Annotated in this window: 15 protein-coding genes and 1 riboswitch; of the genes, 6 read left to right on the plus strand and 9 right to left on the minus strand. The window is 67.8% G+C overall.

The features are described 5' to 3' along the window. The first annotated feature begins 22 nt into the window (after window positions 1-22). Window positions 23-481 (plus strand): SRPBCC family protein, encoded by a 459-nt coding sequence (locus tag JWS14_RS15175; protein WP_072936922.1) that lies wholly within the window; start codon window positions 23-25, stop codon window positions 479-481. A gap of 5 nt (window positions 482-486) precedes the next feature. On the opposite strand, the gene JWS14_RS15180 is transcribed toward JWS14_RS15175, so the two are convergent. From JWS14_RS15180 to JWS14_RS15210, 7 genes are all read right to left on the minus strand, one after another. Beyond that, entirely contained in the window at window positions 487-1,239 is a 753-nt protein-coding gene (locus tag JWS14_RS15180; protein ID WP_206013654.1) for an SDR family NAD(P)-dependent oxidoreductase, read from the minus strand. Beyond that, entirely contained in the window at window positions 1,236-1,544 is a 309-nt protein-coding gene (locus tag JWS14_RS15185) for a YciI family protein (RefSeq protein ID WP_095862049.1), read from the minus strand. Before JWS14_RS15185 ends, JWS14_RS15180 begins: the two co-directional genes overlap by 4 nt. 1 nt (window position 1,545) lies before the next feature. After that, a complete protein-coding gene (chcC2, locus tag JWS14_RS15190) occupies window positions 1,546-3,279 on the minus strand; it encodes a 4-oxocyclohex-2-ene-1-carboxylate 5-dehydrogenase (protein WP_206013655.1) in 1,734 nt (577 codons plus the stop codon). A gap of 166 nt (window positions 3,280-3,445) precedes the next feature. After that, window positions 3,446-4,207 carry an IclR family transcriptional regulator gene (locus JWS14_RS15195; protein ID WP_095862047.1) on the minus strand — a complete coding sequence of 254 codons (762 nt, stop codon included), beginning with the start codon at window positions 4,205-4,207 and terminating at the stop codon, window positions 3,446-3,448. An 18-nt stretch (window positions 4,208-4,225) separates the two neighbouring features. Beyond that, on the minus strand, window positions 4,226-5,578 hold the full coding sequence (locus JWS14_RS15200) for an MFS transporter (RefSeq protein WP_206013656.1): 1,353 nt from the start codon (window positions 5,576-5,578) through the stop codon (window positions 4,226-4,228). A gap of 167 nt (window positions 5,579-5,745) precedes the next feature. After that, a complete protein-coding gene (locus tag JWS14_RS15205; protein ID WP_206013657.1) occupies window positions 5,746-7,023 on the minus strand; it encodes a hypothetical protein in 1,278 nt (425 codons plus the stop codon). 96 nt (window positions 7,024-7,119) lie between these two features. After that, window positions 7,120-7,767 (minus strand): TetR/AcrR family transcriptional regulator, encoded by a 648-nt coding sequence (locus tag JWS14_RS15210; protein WP_206013658.1) that lies wholly within the window; start codon window positions 7,765-7,767, stop codon window positions 7,120-7,122. A 76-nt stretch (window positions 7,768-7,843) separates the two neighbouring features. Here JWS14_RS15210 and JWS14_RS15215 point away from each other — a divergent pair, with 76 nt between their 5' ends. From JWS14_RS15215 to JWS14_RS15225, 3 genes are read left to right on the plus strand one after another with little or no spacing between them, the layout of a single operon-like run. Continuing rightward, a complete protein-coding gene (locus JWS14_RS15215; protein WP_206013659.1) occupies window positions 7,844-8,737 on the plus strand; it encodes an SDR family oxidoreductase in 894 nt (297 codons plus the stop codon). A gap of 30 nt (window positions 8,738-8,767) precedes the next feature. Next, window positions 8,768-10,312 (plus strand): flavin-containing monooxygenase, encoded by a 1,545-nt coding sequence (locus JWS14_RS15220; RefSeq protein ID WP_206013660.1) that lies wholly within the window; start codon window positions 8,768-8,770, stop codon window positions 10,310-10,312. A 42-nt stretch (window positions 10,313-10,354) separates the two neighbouring features. Next, window positions 10,355-11,707 carry an MFS transporter gene (locus JWS14_RS15225; protein WP_206013661.1) on the plus strand — a complete coding sequence of 451 codons (1,353 nt, stop codon included), beginning with the start codon at window positions 10,355-10,357 and terminating at the stop codon, window positions 11,705-11,707. A gap of 21 nt (window positions 11,708-11,728) precedes the next feature. On the opposite strand, the gene lpdA is transcribed toward JWS14_RS15225, so the two are convergent. Beyond that, window positions 11,729-13,102 (minus strand): dihydrolipoyl dehydrogenase, encoded by a 1,374-nt coding sequence (gene lpdA / locus JWS14_RS15230; protein WP_206013662.1) that lies wholly within the window; start codon window positions 13,100-13,102, stop codon window positions 11,729-11,731. A gap of 34 nt (window positions 13,103-13,136) precedes the next feature. Next, complete coding sequence (gene lipA, locus JWS14_RS15235; protein WP_095862042.1) at window positions 13,137-14,096, minus strand: lipoyl synthase; 960 nt, start codon at window positions 14,094-14,096, stop codon at window positions 13,137-13,139. 291 nt (window positions 14,097-14,387) lie between these two features. Beyond that, window positions 14,388-14,479: riboswitch (glycine riboswitch) on the plus strand. Between the two features lie 122 nt (window positions 14,480-14,601). On the opposite strand from lipA, the gene gcvP reads away from it, so the two are divergent. Beyond that, window positions 14,602-17,583: an aminomethyl-transferring glycine dehydrogenase gene (gcvP, locus tag JWS14_RS15240; RefSeq protein WP_259375858.1), complete on the plus strand. Its 2,982-nt coding sequence runs from the start codon at window positions 14,602-14,604 to the stop codon at window positions 17,581-17,583. Continuing rightward, the gene (gene gcvT, locus JWS14_RS15245) at window positions 17,580-18,695 is read left to right on the plus strand and encodes a glycine cleavage system aminomethyltransferase GcvT (RefSeq protein ID WP_206013664.1); all 1,116 of its coding nucleotides are present in this window, start codon (window positions 17,580-17,582) and stop codon (window positions 18,693-18,695) included. Before gcvP ends, gcvT begins: the two co-directional genes overlap by 4 nt. The last annotated feature ends 34 nt before the right edge of the window (window positions 18,696-18,729 follow it).

Raw genomic sequence — 18,729 nt, forward strand, 5'->3', positions numbered from 1 at the left:
GCGAGGCGACGATGATGGGGCGGTGATCATCGAACGCAGCTCGGTCGTCGGCGCACCGATTGGACAGGTGTGGGCGAGGGTCGTCGATCCGGAGGGGATCAACGACGAGATGCGTCCGTGGATGACGATGAGCATCCCGCGCGGTCAGGAGTCGATCAGCATCGACTCGGTCGCGGTCGGTGAACCGCTCGGCCGGGCGTGGCTGCGACTGTTCGGGCTGGTCCCGTTCGAGTACGACGATCTGACCATCGCGGAGCTGGAACCGGGCCTGCGGTTCCACGAGAAGTCGACGATGCTCAGCATGCGCCGGTGGGAGCACGAACGCACGCTCCGGCCGTTCGACGACGGCAGCACAGGCGTCTACGACCGGATCACGTTCGAACCGAGGCTTCCGCTGGTGCCGCTGACGCCGGTGCTGGCCCGCGTGCTGGGCGCGTTCTTCGGGCACCGGCACCGGCGTCTGGCGCGACACTTCGGCTGACGGCCTCAGTGCGCCGTGTAGCCACCGTCGACGACGAGTTCGGTGCCGGTGGTGAAGCCGGACTCGTCCGAGGCGAGGTAGAGCACCCCGTACGCGATCTCGTCCGGTTCACCCTGCCGCGGAAGGGGGTTGCCCGAGACGAGTTGGCGATAGTACTCCTCCGGCCCGAGCGCGCTGCCCTCCGCCGACCGCCGGCTCATCGCCGTCCGCATCGACCCGGGATGGATCGAGTTGACGCGAATTCCGTCCGGCCCGTACGTGACGGCGTCGGATTTGCTCAGCAGCCGCACCGCGCCCTTCGACGCGTGGTACAGCGGGACGTTGGAGCCTCCGGTCAGCCCGTGGATCGACGAGAAGTTCACGATGCTGCCCTTCTTCCGGCCGATCATGTGGGGCACCACGTGTTTGGTCATCAGCCAGACGCCCTTGACGTTGACGTCGAAGATCTGGTCGAACTCGGCGACCGACGCCTCGTGTGACGGTGCGGGCCTGCCGATGATGCCGGCGCAGTTGACGAGAACGTCGGGGACGCCGACGGTCTCGACGATCGCTGCGACGGCGTCGGCGACACTGGTCTCGTCGGTGACGTCGACGGCGAACGGCGTGATCGCCTCCGAATCCCACGGTGCGTCCGGGAGTTTCAGGTCGAGCGCGGCAACCCGCGCGCCTTCCGCGGCGAGCATCCGGGCGGTCGCGCCGCCGAGATCACCGTTCGCCCCCGTGACGACGGCGACCTTCCCTGCCACTCGACCTGTCATGACCTGCCTCCCACTGCTGCGACGGCCCACGGGCCGATCATCGGAATCCATTCGGTGATGTCGTACGACGCGACGTATCCGTGCGTCCGGAACGGGTCGCCCTCGACGACGTCGACGACGTCCTGCCGGTCCGTGGCCTCGTAGACCATCGCGGCGCCGGGATCTTCTCCGGCGGCGAACGGTCCCGACCCGAGGATGAGTCCGCGGTCGGCGGCGGCCTGCAGGTGACTCTTGTGTTCGGGACGATACGTGTCCCGGCCGGCGGTGTCGCCGGTGTATGCGTAGCGGACGAGGTAGAACGGCACGTCAGATCTCTTCCAGGACGGTCGGTGTGACGGATTCGCTGCGCAGCGACACGAGGATCTCGGCGTCCCGGCCGATGGTGTATCCGAAGACGAGGGCGGGCCCGATGTTGGCGCCGTAGCCCGGGTATCCGCCGCCGAAGATGCTGACCGCCGCGGAACCAGCCGCGAAGAGACCGGGGATCGGCTGGTTGTCGTCGTCGAGGACCTGGCTGTGCCGATCGACGGCGAGGCCGGAGTAGGCTCCGAGGTCGCCCATCTCGATCTTCGCCGCGTAGTACGGTCCCTTGTCGAGCGGCTCGAGGTTCGGATTGGGCTGGTGCTCCATGTCGCCCTTGAAGTGGTGGAACCAGTTGGATCCGCGATTGAACTTCGGGTCCTCCCCCTTGGCGGCGCCCGCGTTGAACTCGGACAGGGTCTTCTTCAGCCCGGCGGCGTCGACACCGATCTTGCGTGCGAGTTCCTCGACCGTGTCGGCCTTGTGGAGGAATCCGGTCTTCTTGAAATAGCTCTGCGGGATGGGCCGCGGCTTCGCGTAGCCGATTCCGTACTTGTTCATGGCTTTCGAGTCGGCGATGATGTAGCCGAATGTCTCGTCCTGGCCGGCGTTGTCCTGAATCATCGCCATGCCGAAGTCGTGGTACGAACTCGACTCGTTGGCGAAGCGTTCACCCTTGCGGTTCACGGCGATCAGTCCCGGGAGCCCGAACGCCCGCAGGTGCGGGAAGATCCGCTGCTGTCCGCGCAGACCGGTGAACACCGTGACCGGCGCCCAGTCGGCCGGCTCGTGGACGTCGGTGTCGACGTGCCCGCCGAGCGGTGCGGCCAGGCGCACATTGTCGCCGTCGTGCCCGACGGTGGGCGTGAAGTGGTTGTCGCCGTGCGGATCATGACCCCAGTACTCGGCGCGCAGGGAGGCGTCCGAGGAGTAGCCGCCTGCCGCGATGACGACACCGAGCCGCGCCTCCACCGTTGCCGCGTGAACTCCCCCGAGCACGGCGCCGGTGACGACCCCGTTCTCCGACTGCAGGATCTTCGTGACGGGTGTCTCGGTCCACATCCGGATGCCGAGCTTGGCCGCGGACGACACCATCCGGACCATCAGCGAATTGCCGTTGGTCCGGTCGAACGACCGTCGGCAGAGCACCGTCTCGACCCACGTCTTGAGGAGCTTCTTCGACACGTAGGCAAACGATTTCCACGACTGGTTGGCGTGCAGGAACTGTGCGATGTCGGGTCCGACCTCGGGCATGTACCCGAAGACGGTGTACGTGTCGAGGTAGGGGCGCAACCGGAGCCGGTTCTCGCCGAGTGTGCGCGCGTCGACGACCTTGCCGGAGATCGCGCGCCCCGACGGCTTCGCACCCGGGGCGTCCATCTGGTAGTCCGGAGCCATTTCCGGATAGACGAATTCGACGTCGGTGTCGCGTTCGAGCCAGTCGATCGCCTCGGGGACCTCGTCGAGGAAGGTGTCGACCATCTCGGCCTTGTAGCAGTCCTTGGCGAGTGCCCGAATGTAGGTTTCGATCTCCTGACGGGTGTCGCCCTGCGCGACGCCCTGCTTGTTGCCCGGCACCCACGCCCAGCCGCCCGAGATGGCGGTGGTGCCGCCGAGCCACTTCGACTTCTCGGCGACGATGACGCTGTGGCCTTCGCTCGCGGCCTTGAGCGCGGCAGCCATGCCCGCGGCCCCGGACCCGATGACCAACAGGTCGCATTTGACGGATTTCGAGCTCATATGTGGACCTTCCCTGGAGAGTCGGCACTCGATCGCGCGAAGGCACTGCTGTGCAGCATGTTTGGAGGCACACTGCGCGATCGGTGACGGTGTGTTCGTGTCACCCACTCTGACCGAGCCGAGACTCGGGTCACAGCTCGACTCCAATGGATGGAAAGGTTTCTGATCAGTGCCGCGATCCGCGCGTCATCGCCCGGGTGATGCCGCGCGACGCCGTCGTCAGAGCCGCCACCACCGACTGCGGGTTCGCCTGATCGTGCGGGATGACGACGGACAGGGCGGCGATCACCTTGCCGCCGTCGCTGTCCCGCACGGGCACAGCGACTCCCGTCGCACCCGGGGTGATGAGACCGGCGGCCACCGCGAAGTGCTGGTGCCGCACCTCGGCGAGGAGACGCCGCATCTGGTCGGGGTCGGTGACGGTGGCGTCGGTGTACCGTTCGAGCGGTTGCGACAGCAATTCGTCCTGCACGTCGCGGGAGGCGTTCGCCATCAGAACCAGACCGGACGAGCACGCATGCACCGGCAGCCGTCCGGCGATCTTGGTGACGTTGACGACGGACCCGCGGGTGGAGAGCCGTTCGACGAACAGCACCTCGTTGCCGTCGAGGACGCCCAGCTGGGTGTGCTGCTTGATCGCGGCGTTCACATCCTCCATGAACGGCATCGCCGCCTCGCGCAGACTCAGGGTGTGCGAACCGCGGGACCCCAGTTCCCACATCCGGACCCCGATGCTGATGCGGGTGTCGTTGCGTTCGAGGAGGCGGAACTTGACGAGTTCGCCGACGATGCGGTGCGCCGTCGCGACGGGGAGGTCGGACCGGCGCGCGATGTCGGACACCGACAGGGACGGTGTGTCCGCGTCGAAGGAAGACAAGACCCTCACGACGCGGGCAGTGACCGATTCTCCTGTCGGTGTCCGTGACATCGTCCTATTGTCCTCCGGCTACTCCCGCGAGGTCGACGGACGCCCGAGTTCGGCCAGCGGCACCCGGTACGTCTCGCGGGCGGTGAAGGCGGCGACGGACGAGACCAGCATGCACAGTGCCGTGAACACCGCGACCGGGACCCACGCGTTCGCCCCGGTTCCCAGCAGTGCCCAGCCGATCGCCGGGGCGAAACCGGCGATGAGGAAACCGATCTGCGTGCCGACGGCGAAACCGGAATAGCGCACGGGCGCGGCGAACATCTCGGTGAAGAAGCTCGGCCACAGGCCGTTCACCATCGAGTAGAACAGCGTCATCGTGAGCAGTGCGGCGACGAAGATCAGCGGAATGGAGCCGACCGAGATGGCCCAGAAGTATCCGAAGATGGTGACACCGCATCCGAGAGTGCCGGTGATCCATACAGGGCGGCGTCCGACGCGGTCCGACAGCTTGGCGAGCAGAGGTATCGCGACGATGGAACCCGCGATCGACGCCGACGACGCCCACAGCATCGTGGTGCGGTCGATGCCGACCTCGGGTCCGGTGGCGTAGGCGAGCCCGAAGACGGTGAACACCGTCTGCCCGACGGCGAACAGCGAGCACAGGGCGATCCGCAGGACGTCCCGCCACTGGGTGGTCACGACGGTGACGACGGGCAGTTTCTGCACCTCTGCGTGCTCACGCGACTCCTCGAACACCGGAGTCTCGTCGAGCTTGGTGCGCACGAAGTAGGCGACCACGAGCATCACGGCGCTGCACCAGAACGGGATTCGCCAGCCCCAGCTGTCGAGATGCTCCTTCGGCAGCGCGGCCACCGGGATGAAGACGAGGGTCGCGAGGACCATCCCGGCCGCGTAGCCGGTCATCGTGAAGCTGGTGAAGAACGCCCGCCGCCCCTCGGGTGAGTGCTCGAGCGTGAGAGTGCTCGCGCCCGCCGCCTCTCCGCCCGCGGAGAATCCCTGTGCGAGGCGGCACAGGACCAGCAGGATCGGGGCGGCGATGCCGATCTGCTCGTACGTGGGCAGGAATCCGATCGCGAGACTCGACAGGCCCATGATGAGCAGCGTCAGCAGCAGAATCTTCTTGCGGCCCAGCTTGTCCCCGAAGTGGCCCAGCACGATTCCGCCGACCGGGCGGGCCACGTAGCCGACGCCGAACGTCGCGAGCGCGGCGACCGTGCCGATCGCGTCGTTGCCGGCCGGGAAGAACGTGTGCCCGAAGACGAGGGCGGCGGCGGACCCGTAGATGAAGAAGTCGTAGTACTCGAGCGCGCTCCCGAGGAACGACGCGAGCGCCGCCTTCTTCGGCGTCTTCGCGACCTCGACGGGTGGCGCGGCGGTCGGGCTGTCGTGTGTCACGGCGGATACGTTCATCGACTCTCCTGCGATCGGGCCTGGCGTGGTGTGACACAACGTGCCAACCGCGACCACGCGTGCGCAACGTCACATCCATCCATTGGAAAGCCGGCACCGTGCTGTCCCGGACGAACGGGACGCCCGTTGCGTCAGATCGAACGAGCGTCCCGTTCGTCCGGGAAGCGCTACGGCTGCGCCGGGGACAACTCCCAGCCGGTGCTCATGTCGCGGGTGAGGTCGGGCACCCGCCGCTGCACCCGCTGGGTCTCGACGAAGTCGCGGAACGGGATGGCGAGCAGAGCGCGCAGCTCGCCCGGACGGCCCTCGGCGAGCCGCTGGTAGGACGACGCGATGTCGCTGACGATGTACTGCCAGCGTGGTTCGCGGTCGGCCCAGTTGAAGCCCGGCAGGGGTGTCCGGAGACGGTAGTCCGCGCCGTTGACGTCGCCCGTCACCGACATCGGCGCGACCTGTCCCGGTGCCCGCGCACCCGGGACCGAGGGTTGCGCCGCGAGGGTGGTGGCGTAGGTGAGCGCCCGGCCGACACCGTCGCGCGCGGCCGACGTGACGTCCCACTGGTCGGCGATGATCTGATTCTGCTCACGCGACGCCATCCGGAACAGGGCGTCCGCGTATCCCGCTGCGGTGCCGGAGAAGATGCCGTTCCAGGCGATCTCGGCGTTCTCGTCGAGCAGTCCCGCGGCGGCCATCTCCTCGACGGCATCTCTGCCGTCGTTCAGGTACGCCTCGTGCATGGGCACCATGTCGAAGTAGATGTGTTTCTGCATCATCAGCAGCCGTTTCTGATACCAGTCCAGGTCGCCCGCCGTCATCGCCGGACCGACGGTGGCGAGAGTTCTCGGGTCCGGCGGCAGGAGCGTCGTCGCCTCGCCGGGCAGTCCGCGGACCGTGGACGCGACGGCGTTGCCGAGCGCGTGGACGGCGTCGACTCCGAGCACGGTCCGGCCGAGGTCGAGGTCCCAGAAGCCGGCGGCGAACGAGCCTCCCGCCAGCCCGGCCATACCGGACCAGTAGAGCTCGGTCCGTTGGAGTTGATACCGGCCGTAGTTCTCGTAGACCCGGTCGACCACCGCCGCGTTGGCGATCAGCCCGGCGTTCGGATCCCACCCGGCAAGGTCGATGCCGGACGCCTCGGATCCGCGTGCCAGCCAATATTGTTGCAGCAGGGCGGAATACCTGGTCGGTGCGACGCCGTCGGAGCGGGCGGCGGCCAGCGCGGCACCGAGTGCGGTGGAGTCGGTGGGGAGACGGGGGTCGAGCCCGCCGATCGACTCCGCCGCCGCGTTCGCGGGCGTGATGTCGAGGAGGCCCGCGTACCCGGTGGCGTGCGCGACGTTCGGCGCCGGACCAGCCCAAGCGAGGACCCCGAGCAACGCGACGAGCACCCCGCGGATCGTCGTGTTGCGGACCCGAGGTGATTGGCAGTGCACAGCACCGGGCATGTCAGGTATTTAACAACATATATGTGATGGCGTCAGGGGTTTGCCCGGATCCACCCCCACGTGAGCGCTAAGGAGTGCCCCGGCACACGACGCCACTCACGTGGGGCCGAGTTCACCCAGGACGGCCGAGAGAATGGTGTGCGCGCTGGCGATGACCGTCTCGATCGGCTGGGGGTTCTCCGACAGCACCCATTGCTGGGCGATCATCAGCACCGCCCCGACCAGGCCGGTCGCGAGGGTGCGGAGGTGGAACTCCGGAAACGCGGTGCGGTCGACCGCCGGACCGATGACGACGAGCACGGCGTCCACGAACGACCGGGTGACGCGGCGATAGGCGATGTCGACTTCCGGGCCGACACCGAGGACCTCCTGGAAGGCGATCCGTGGGATCCGCGGGTCGTCGGCGACGGACCGGAAGAACGCGGTCAGCGCCCCGCGAACCCTGGCGTCCAGATCGGCGCCCCCGTCCCCCGCGCCGCGCAGGACGCTGTCCCGGAGGCGGTCGGTCACGCTCGCGTACGCCGCCAGCAGTAGGGCTTCGCTGTCGTCGAACGACTCGTAGAAGTAGCGCTTGGTGAGCCCGGCGGTCGCGCAGATCTTCTCGACGGTCGCGGACCGGTATCCGCTGGTCCCGAACACTTCGACGGCGGCGTCGACGAGACGCGCGCGGCGCTCTTCCTGACGCTGGCGAGGGCTCGCACCGCGGTAGGTGCGGCCCGTCTCGTCGAGCCTGGGCGAACTCACTCCCCAATATTGACACCGCACAGTTCCAGATACAAACTGACACTGAACGGTGCCAGATCACACGCCAGGAGATCCCATGCCCACGCTCAGGAACAAAGTCGCACTCGTCACCGGAGCCGCACGGGGCATCGGAGCCGAGACGTCCCGCACCCTCGCCCGCAAGGGCGTCAAACTGATCCTGATCGACCTGGACGCCGAACCACTGAAAGCCCTCGCTGCCGAACTCGGTGACGACGTCGCGCTCGCCGTGGCCGCCGACGTCTGCGACCTGCCCGCCATGCAGAAGGCCGTCGACTCCGGCGTCGCGAAGTTCGGGGGCATCGACCTCGTTCTCGCGAATGCCGGCATCGCGAGCTACGGCTCGGTGATGCAGGTCGATCCAGCCAGGTTCAAGCGGGTCATCGACATCAACATCCTCGGCGTGTTCTACACCGTCCGGGCTGCGCTTCCGTCCGTGATCGAACGCAAGGGCTACATCCTGATCGTCTCGTCGCTCGCCGCGTTCGCACCCGCGCCCGGCCTGGCGGCGTACTGCGCGAGCAAGGCCGGCGTCGAGCATTTCGCCAACGTCCTGCGTCTCGAAGTCGCGCACCGTGGCGTTGCCGTGGGCTCGGCCCACATGTCGTGGATCGACACACCGCTCGTCCAGGACGCGAAAACCGACCTCACCGCATTCAACCAACTTCTCGCGGTCCTGCCGGGACCGGTCGGCAAGACGTCGTCGGTGGGTCCCTGCGTCGACGCATTCGTCGATGCCCTGGCAAAGCGGAAACGCCGGGTCTACGTGCCGCGGTGGGTCGCGCTCGCCGGCTGGCTGAAGGCGGTGGTGACGTCGCGCGTCGGCGATCGCAACACGCTGCCCCACGTACCCCGCATTCTTCCGCTGATGGACGAGGAGGTCGCGAAGCTCGGCCGCTCCACCAGCGCACGTAATGTCGCTCTCGACGACGTCGCCGTAGACCCGAAGTAGCCACCCGTCCCACCCAGCGAGAGAGTGTTCATGTCACACACCGATACCGCCGCCGACACCACCGGCGCGAAGGCTCCCGTCGAACACCTCGACGTGCTGATCATCGGGGCCGGACTGTCCGGGATCGGTGCCGCGTACCACCTGCAGGACAGCTTCCCCGGCCGGACGTACGCGATCCTGGAGAGCCGTGAGACGATCGGCGGCACGTGGGACCTGTTCCGCTACCCCGGCATTCGGTCCGACTCCGACATGTACACGCTGGGCTACCGCTTCCGGCCGTGGGAGAACGACAAGTCGATCGCCGACGGTCCCGCGATCCTCGAGTACGTCAAGGACACGGCGGCCGAGCACGGGATCGACCGGAACATCCGGTTCCGGCACAGGGTCGTTCGCGCCGAGTGGTCGACGCCGAACGCCCGTTGGACGATCGACGCCGAGCGCACCGACACCGGCGAGAAGGTCCGGTTCACCGCCGACTTCCTGATGTCCTGCAGCGGTTACTACCGCTACGACGAGGGCTACACCCCCGAGTTCCCGGGCATCGACCGGTTCGGTGGTCGCGTCGTCCACCCGCAGCAGTGGCCCGAGGATCTCGACTACGCGGGCAAGCGAGTCGTCATCATCGGTAGCGGCGCCACCGCGGTGACGCTGGCGCCGTCGATGGCCGCCGAGGCCGCGCACGTGACCATGCTGCAGCGCTCGCCCACGTACATCATCTCGATGCCGGCCAAGGACAAGCTGGCCAACAAACTGCGGCGCCACCTGCCCACGCGGCTCGCCTACGCGCTGACGCGGCTCAAGAACGCGTCGGTGGCGACGGCGATCTACCAACTGTGCCAGCGGTACCCGGAATTCATGAAGGGCCGCATCCGGCAACTCCAGGAGAAGTGGCTGCCGAAGGGCTACGACATCGACAAACACTTCACGCCCCGCTACAACCCGTGGGATCAGCGACTGTGCCTCGTGCCCAACGGGGATCTGTTCCGCTCCATCCGCAACGACGAAGTGTCGATCGTGACCGATCACATCGACACGTTCACCGAATCCGGGATCACGCTGAAGTCCGGCGACGAGCTGCGCGCCGACGTCGTCGTCACCGCAACGGGTTTGAACCTGCTCGCGTTCGGCGGGATGACACTCGCCGTCGACGGCCGCGACATCGACCTCACCGAGACCATGGCATACAAGGGGATGATGCTCAGCGGGGTGCCCAATTTCGCCTTCGTCATCGGCTACACCAACGCGTCCTGGACGCTGAAGGCCGACCTGGTGTGCGAATACGTCTGCCGTCTGCTCGCGCACATGGACGCGAACGGATTCGCGCAATGCTCCCCGGAGCGGGACAGCGCGGTCGACGAGGAGCCGTTCCTCGACTTTGCCGCCGGCTACGTGCTGCGGTCGGTGGAGTCGTTCCCGAAGCAGGGTTCGAAAGCACCGTGGCGGCTGCGGATGAACTACTTCCGCGACCTGGTCACACTGCGGCACGGCAAGATCGTCGACGATGCGATGGTGTTCCGACATTCGGAATCGGAGTTGGAAACGGGTGACCTGTCAGCCACGGTAAGTGGGTCGTGAGCCACATCACAGCCCACCTCCGAGGAAGAGCAGGTCCCGCGCATGCAATTCGACCTACGCGAACGCATCGACAGCAGTCCGATGACGCGCTACCAATGGGGCGCCATCGCCATCTGCGGTCTACTCAACGTGCTCGACGGCTTCGACGTTCTCGTCATGGCGTTCACCGCCCAGTCGGTGTCGCAGGAGTGGGCTCTGTCCGGCTCCGTCGTCGGCCTCCTGCTCAGCGCCGGGCTGTTCGGCATGGCCGGGGGGTCGCTGTTCCTGGCGCCGTGGGCAGACACCATCGGTCGCCGCGCCATGATCCTGCTGTGCCTGGCGCTGGCGTCGTCGGGCATGCTGCTGTCGGCGGCCAGCCAGAACGCGATGCAACTCGGTCTGCTCCGCGCGCTCACCGGGGTCGGAATCGGCGGAATCCTCGCCAGCAGCAACGTCATTGCCAGTGAGTACGCGTCGAACCGCTGGCGCGGGCTGGCCGTGAGCCTCAATTCCACCGGGTACGCCGTCGGCGCCACCCTCGGCGGCATCATCGCCGTCGTGCTGCAGAACTCGCTCGGGTGGCGCTCGGTGTTCCTGTTCGGCGGTGTGTGCACGGCCGTGATCATCCCCGTCGTCTATGCGCGGCTCCCCGAATCGATCGACTTTCTGCTCGTGCGTCGCCCGGCCAATGCCCTCGACCGGATCAACGCGTTCGCGCAGCGGGTCGGGCAGCCGCGACTCGACGAACTGCCCGCACCGCGCGCCGCCGCCACCGCCGATGCAGGATTCGCGATGCGCGTCCTGCTGTCCCCGCAGCGCCGCCGTAGCACCCTCCTGGTGTGGTTCGCGTTCTTCACGGCGATGTTCGGCTTCTACTTCGTCACCAGTTGGACGCCGAAACTGCTGGTCGAGGCGGGCATGTCCGCGAACCAGGGCGTCACCGGCGGCGTGCTCCTCAACCTCGGCGGCATCTTCGGCGCCACCTTGCTCGGCGCGCTGTCGGCGCGGTTCGCCCTGAAGCGGGTGCTCATCGCCTACCTGGCGATCGCGGGGGTGCTCCTCGTCGTCTTCGTCCCCGCCACCGCATCCATCGTCGTCGCGTTCGGGCTCGGCGCCCTCATCGGCGTCTTCGCCAACGGCTGCATCGCCGGGCTGTACGCGATCACCCCGTCGGTCTACTCCCCGGCCGTCCGGGCCACCGGAGTCGGCTGGGGCATCGGCATCGGACGCGTCGGCGCCATTGCGTCCCCGATCGTCGCGGGTGCCCTCCTCGACCGCGACTGGTCGCCGACGCAGCTGTACATCCTCGTCGCCGTGTCCTTCCTGCTCGCCGGAATTGCCGTGTCGCGACTGCGATTCGAGAAGACCGGCGGCTCCTCCACCCGTGAGTGGTTGACGAGTGCAGAGACTCGTTAACCACTCACGGGCCCGGAGGGCCTAGGCGTGGACGTGCAGCGGTTTGCCGGCCACCGCGAGCAGTGCCTCGCCGAGGGCCTCCCCCTGGGTGGGGTGGGCGTGCACGAACTTCGCGGCCTGGGCGGCGTCGACCTCGAAGTTGTACAGCATCTGCGCCTCGCCGATCAGCTCGCCGACGCGGTCGCCGACCATGTGTACACCGACGGTGACGCCGTCCGGCGCCACCACGAGTTTGACCGCCCCCGACGTCTTGAGGATCTGACTCTTGCCGTTGCCGGCGAGGTCGTAGACGACCGTCCGGATCTCGTCGCCGAACTTCTCCCGCGCCGCGGTCTCGGTCAACCCGACCGACGCGACCTCGGGGTGGGAGTACGTGACGCGGGGGATGCCGGTCTCGTCGATGACGTCCGGACGGAGCCCGGCGATCTCCTCCGCCACGAAGATGCCCTGCTGGAAGCCGCGGTGCGCGAGCTGGAGGCCGGGCACGATGTCGCCGACGGCATAGACGTTCGGCACCGTGGTGCGCAGTCGGTCGCTGGTGACCACGAATCCCCGGTCGAGGACCACGCCGGTCTCCTCGTACCCCATCGAGGCGGTGTTCGGACCGCGGCCCACCGCGACCAGTACGACGTCGGCGTCGAGCACGTCGCCGGAGTCGAGGGTGACGGTCACCGCGTCCTCGTCCTGCGCCACCTCGGTGACCCGCACCCCGGTCTTCGCGGCGATCTTGCGACGACGGAACGCCCGCTCCAGGTATTTGGAGACCGTCTCGTCCTCGTTCGGGACCAGCCTCGGCATCGCCTCGACGATCGTCACCGACGCACCGAACGACGCCCACACACTGGCGAATTCGACGCCGATGACGCCGCCGCCGAGGATGATCGCCTTCTTCGGGACCGTCGGCAGCACGAGCGCCTGATCGCTGGTGACGACCCTGCCGCCGATGCTGATGCCCGGCAACGTCTTCGGAGACGAGCCCGTCGCCAGGACGACAGCCCCGCCGGTGATCACCTCGCCGTCGACCTCGACACCGTTGGGACCGACCAGCCGTCCGCGTCCGTTGACGACGGTGATGCCGTGGGAATCGACGAGACCTTGCAAGCCCTTGTGCAGGCGGGTGACGATGGCGTTCTGATAGCTCAGCACCTTGTCGAGGTCGACCCCGCCGAACGTGACGTCGACCCCGAACTGCGCGGCCGTGCGGGCACTGTCGGCGACCTCGGCGGAATGCAGCAGCGCCTTGGTCGGAATGCACCCCTGATGCAGGCAGGTGCCGCCGAGTTCGTTCTCTTCGATCAGAATGACCGAACGGCCCAGTTCGGCCGAGCGGATCGCGGACGCATAGCCGCCGGAACCGCCGCCGAGGATGACGACATCTGCAGATCGGTTGGACATGGGGACTCCTTGCTGAAATGGAAGAGAATGGGATTCAGTGAATTGCGGTCGCGGCGACCGCTTCGGCGTGCAGGCGGCCCGCCCGGTAGGACGACCGCACGAGCGGGCCGGACAGAACGCCGAGGAATCCGATCTCGCGGGCGACCCCGTCGAGCATCACGAACTCCTCCGGTTTCGCCCACCGCTCCACCGGATGATGCCGGGCCGAGGGCCGGAGGTACTGCGTGATCGTGATCAACTGGCAGCCGGCGGCGTGCAGGTCCCGGAGTGCCTGGATCACCTCGTCCGTGGTCTCCCCCATCCCGAGGATCAGGTTCGACTTGGTGATCAGACCGTCCTCCCGCGCGCGTGTGATCACGTCGAGGGAACGCTCGTAGGTGAAGGCAGGCCGGATGCGACGGAAGATCCGGGGAACGGTCTCCACATTGTGCGCGAGTACCTCCGGGCGGGTGCCGAACACCTCGTGCAACTGTGCGGCGTCGGCATTGAAATCCGGGATCAGCAGTTCGACGCCGGTCCCCGGACACAGTTCGTGAATCTGCCGGACCGTCTCGGCGTACAGCCAGGCGCCGCCGTCGGGCAGATCGTCGCGCGCCACGCCGGTGACGGTGGCGTACCGGAGGTCCATGGTCTGCACCGATTCCGCGACCCGCCGGGGTTCTCCCCGATCGAGGGCCGCGGGACGTCCGGTGTCGATCTGGCAGAAGTCACACCGTCGGGTGCATTGGCTGCCGCCGATGAGGAACGTGGCCTCGCGGTCCTCCCAGCATTCGAAGATGTTGGGACATCCGGCTTCCTGACACACGGTATTCAGGTTCTCGCGTTCGACGAGGGCGGCGAGATCACGGTATTCGGGACCGGTCCGCATCTGCACCTTCATCCACGACGGTTTGCGTTCGACCGGGGTCTGGGCGTTGCGGACTTCGAGGCGGAGCAGGCGCCTGCCTGCCGGGGCGAGCGGAGCGACGGGGGATGGTGCCGGGGAATTAGTCATGGAGGAACTCCTACGACCGGACGAAACCGGTCGGTATGCGACCCCCGGCAGCACGGCACGAGGGAAAGTGAGGGGGAAGGCGAGCACACGACGACAACCGTTGCACTCGAGGCTGTCTGGGCTCTCACCGAGCGGCGCGTGCGGTCACGTCCGAGCGAGGATGAATCGAGGATGCCAAACGACGAGGCGTTTTGGCAACATCGTCGCCCGCTCGGCGACCGGGACGGAGCCTGGGGAGACAAACCCGCCACGCCTGTGTACTGTTTGGCCAACCACAACTGAATACGCCGTTGACGCGCAGCGGGAGAACCTCCTTTTCGGAGGCGCCGTAGGAGCAACTTCCTCCCCGGGAATCTCTCAGGCCCCAGTACCGCAGCGTAGAGGCAACTCTGGAGAACAGAATCGGCCGCAGGCCGGTACTTACCGAAGGTGAAGAGCACGCCGCTCATGCGGTGCGCCCAAACTCTCAGGTTTCAGGACAGAGCGGGGAGGTGCCCCCTTGTCGATGTCCGGTGCGGTCCGGACTCAACGAAACCGGAGTCACCTCGTGTCAGTCGAATCCCGCCACGCGCATCGCAGCGCGCCTCTCACCAGCGATTTTCCGTCACGCCACATCGGCCCCGACGCTTCCGCCACCCAGCGCATGCTCGGCGCCCTCGGTTACGACACGCTCGATCAGCTCATCGATGCCGCGGTGCCTGATCAGATCCGCAGCTCGGAGGCCATGGACCTGCCGGTGGCGCGGTCCGAGCAGCAGGTGCTGTCCGACCTGCGGACGCTGTCGGAGCGCAACGAGACCCGCGTCCAGATGATCGGCCTCGGTTACCACGACACCATCACCCCCGCAGTTCTGCGCCGCAACATGCTCGAGTCGCCGGCCTGGTACACCGCGTACACGCCGTATCAGCCGGAGATTTCCCAGGGCAGGCTCGAGGCGCTGCTGACGTTCCAGACGGTCATCGAAGACCTGACGGCCCTCCCCCTCGCGGGCGCGTCCCTGCTGGACGAGGCCACCGCGGTGATGGAGGCGGTGCTGCTGATGCGGCGCGCGAACAAGGCGAAGTCGGGGACGTCCCGCGTCGTCGTCGACGCCGACTGTCTGCCGCAAACCCTCGCGGTGGTGTGCGGCCGGGCCAAGTCGGTGGGCATCGACGTCGAGGTGGCCGACCTGACCGGCGGTCTTCCGGACGGTGACCTGTTCGGCGTCGTGTTCCAGGCGCCCGGCGCCAGCGGCCACGTGCGCGATCTGGCCCCGCTCATCGCCGCCGCCCAGGAGCGCGGCGCGCTGACCACGGTCGCGGCCGACCTGCTGTCGCTGACGCTGCTGACGCCGCCCGGCGAGCAGGGTGCCGACATCGCGGTGGGATCCGCCCAGCGTTTCGGTGTGCCGCTGTTCTTCGGTGGGCCGCACGCCGGGTACATGGCCGTGCGCGGCGGACTCGAGCGCATGCTCCCCGGCCGGCTCGTCGGTGTGTCCGTCGACGTCGACGGGAAGACCGCCTACCGGCTGGCACTGCAGACCCGCGAACAGCACATCCGGCGTGACAAGGCGACGAGCAACATCTGCACCGCGCAGGCGCTCCTCGCGAACGTCGCCGCCATGTATGCCGCCTATCACGGCCCGGAAGGGCTGCGTGCCATCGCGACTCGGGTACACGGACATGCCACGTCCGTCGCGGGCGGCCTCCGCACGGCGGGACACTCGGTGGTCCACGACAGCTTCTTCGACACCGTGCTGGTGCACGTTCCGGCCGGGGCGCGCGACGTCGTCGACCGCGCCGACCGCGCCGGCATCAACCTGAGGCTGGTCGATTCGGACCACGTCGCGGTCGCCTGCGACGAGTGCACCACCGACGAGATCGTCGACCGGGTCCTGTCCGCGTTCGGCGCACGAGCCCAGGCGGGAACGGTCTCCGCGCTGCCGCGGTCGCTGCTTCGCACGTCGAACTACCTGCAGCACCCCGTGTTCCACGAGCACCGGTCCGAGACGGCGATGCTGCGCTTCCTGCGCGCGCTGTCGGACAAGGACCTCGCGCTGGACCGCACCATGATCCCGCTCGGCTCGTGCACGATGAAGCTCAACTCCGCCGTGGAGATGGAGCCGATCAGCTGGCCCGGGTTCGCGTCCATCCACCCGTACGCCCCGGTCGAACAGACCAGCGGCTACCTGCAGCTCATCCGCGGCCTCGAGCGGTGGCTGGGTGAGATCACCGGATACGACCGGGTGTCGTTGCAGCCCAACGCCGGATCGCAGGGCGAACTGGCCGGTCTGCTGGCCATCAACGGCTACCACGACAGCCGCGGCGACCACGGACGCGACATCTGCCTCATCCCGCAGTCCGCGCACGGCACCAACGCCGCATCCGCGGTGCTGGCGGGCATGCGGGTGGTCGTGGTCGCGACGGCGACCAACGGCAACATCGACCTGGGCGACCTGCGCGCGAAGATCGCCGCCCACGAGGGCACCATCGCCGCGATCATGCTCACCTACCCGTCCACCCACGGTGTGTACGAGAACGACGTGCGGACGGTGTGCGACCTCGTGCACGAGGCCGGCGGCCAGGTGTACGTCGACGGCGCCAACCTCAACGCGCTCGTCGGCCTGGCCCAGCCCGGGAAGTTCGGCGGCGACGTGTCGCACCTGAACCTGCACAAGACGTTCTGCATCCCGCACGGCGGCGGCGGACCCGGCGTCGGACCGGTCGCGGTGCGTAAGCATCTGGCGCCGTTCCTGCCCGGCAACCCGCTCGGCGGAGACCAACTCGGCACTCCGGTGTCGGCGGCCAACTACGGCTCCGCCGGCATCCTGCCGATCACGTGGGCGTACATCGCCCTGATGGGCCCGGACGGGCTGACGGAGGCCACCAAGTCCGCGGTGCTGGCCGCCAACTACGTCGCGAAGGCGCTCGACGCGCACTTCCCCGTCCTCTACACGGGACCCTCGGGTCTGGTGGCGCACGAATGCATCCTGGACCTGCGACCCGTCACGAAGGCCACCGGCGTGACCGCCGAGGACGTGGCAAAGCGGTTGATCGACTACGGTTTCCACGCCCCCACCCTCTCGTTCCCCGTCAGCGGCACCCTGATGGTGGAGCCCACCGAATCCGAGGATCTGGCCGAACTCGACCGCTTCATCGAGGCGATGATCTCGATCCGCGGCGAAATCGACCTGGTCGCCGACGGCGTGTGGCCGCTCGAACGCAGCCCACTGCGTCAGGCCCCGCACACCGCGGATCAGGTCACCGCCGACAACTGGGATCTGCCCTACCCGCGGCACCTGGCGGCCTTCCCCGTCGCGTCGCTGCGTGCCGGCAAGTACTGGCCCCCGGTTCGCCGCATCGACGGCGTGCACGGCGACCGCAACCTCGTGTGCTCGTGCCCCGCGCCCGAGGCCTTCGAGAACACCACCGACATCGAACTGCCAATCAAAACCGCAGCAGCAAAATCCGGGGCGCTCGCCGAGACCCCCGAGGAGGCCTTCGCATGACCGTCACCACGACACCCACGTCCCCGCTACTGGACGAGCACGGCGCTCTCGGAGCGCATTTCACCGACTTCGCGGGCTGGCAGATGCCGCTGAAGTACGACAGCGAACTCGCCGAACACCACGCCGTCCGTAAGTCCGCCGGACTATTCGACCTCTCGCACATGGGTGAGATCGCCGTCACCGGAACAGAGTCCGGCGCACTGCTGGACTACGCCCTGGCCGGCGAGCTGTCGAAGATCGGTGTCGGACGGGCCAAATACTCGCTCCTGTGCAACGCGGACGGCGGCGTGATCGACGATCTCGTCGTCTACCGGCTCGCCGACGAGCACTTCCTGGTGGTCGCGAACGCCGCGAACGCCCCGGCCGTGTACCGCGAACTGGCGGCACGCGCCGACGGTTTCTCGGCGAACGTCGACGACCAGTCCGCGGAGACCGCGCTGATCGCGGTGCAGGGACCGGCCGCGCAGAACATCGTGCAGTCCCTCGTTCCCGCCCTGCAGTTGGAGACCGTCGCGGAACTGAAGTACTACGCGGTCACGCGCGCGGTCGTCGCCGACATCGACGTCCTCCTGGCCCGCACCGGCTACACCGGTGAGGACGGCTTCGAGCTGTACGTGCCGAACGCACAGTCGGTGGCGTTGTGGCGCGCACTGCTGGCCGCCACCACGGAGCGGGACGGCGTCCCCGCGGGTCTCGCGTGCCGCGACACCCTGCGGCTCGAGGCCGGAATGGCGCTCTACGGGCACGAACTGACCCTCGACACGAACCCGTACGAGGCCGGTCTCGGCAAGGTGGTCCGGCTGAACAAGGAGTTCGTCGGCCGCGACGCCCTGCAGACGTTGTCGGAGCAGGCCCCGCAGCGGGTGCTCATCGGTCTCGCAGGCACCGGACGCCGCGCCGCCCGCGCCGAATACACCGTTCACGACGCGACCGGCGGAGCGGCCGTCGGCACGATCACGTCCGGCGCCCTGTCCCCGACGCTCGGACATCCGATCGCGCTGGCATTCGTCGACATCGCGTTCCGTGAGCCCGGCACCGAGCTGACCGTCGACATCCGCGGCAAGAAGGAACCGTTCGTGGTCACCCCATCGCCGTTCTACCGCCGTTCCTGAACCCTCCCACTCCCTTCGGCCCCGAAAAGGTACC

This window comes from Rhodococcus koreensis, assembly GCF_017068375.1.
Classification (GTDB): domain Bacteria; phylum Actinomycetota; class Actinomycetes; order Mycobacteriales; family Mycobacteriaceae; genus Rhodococcus_F; species Rhodococcus_F koreensis.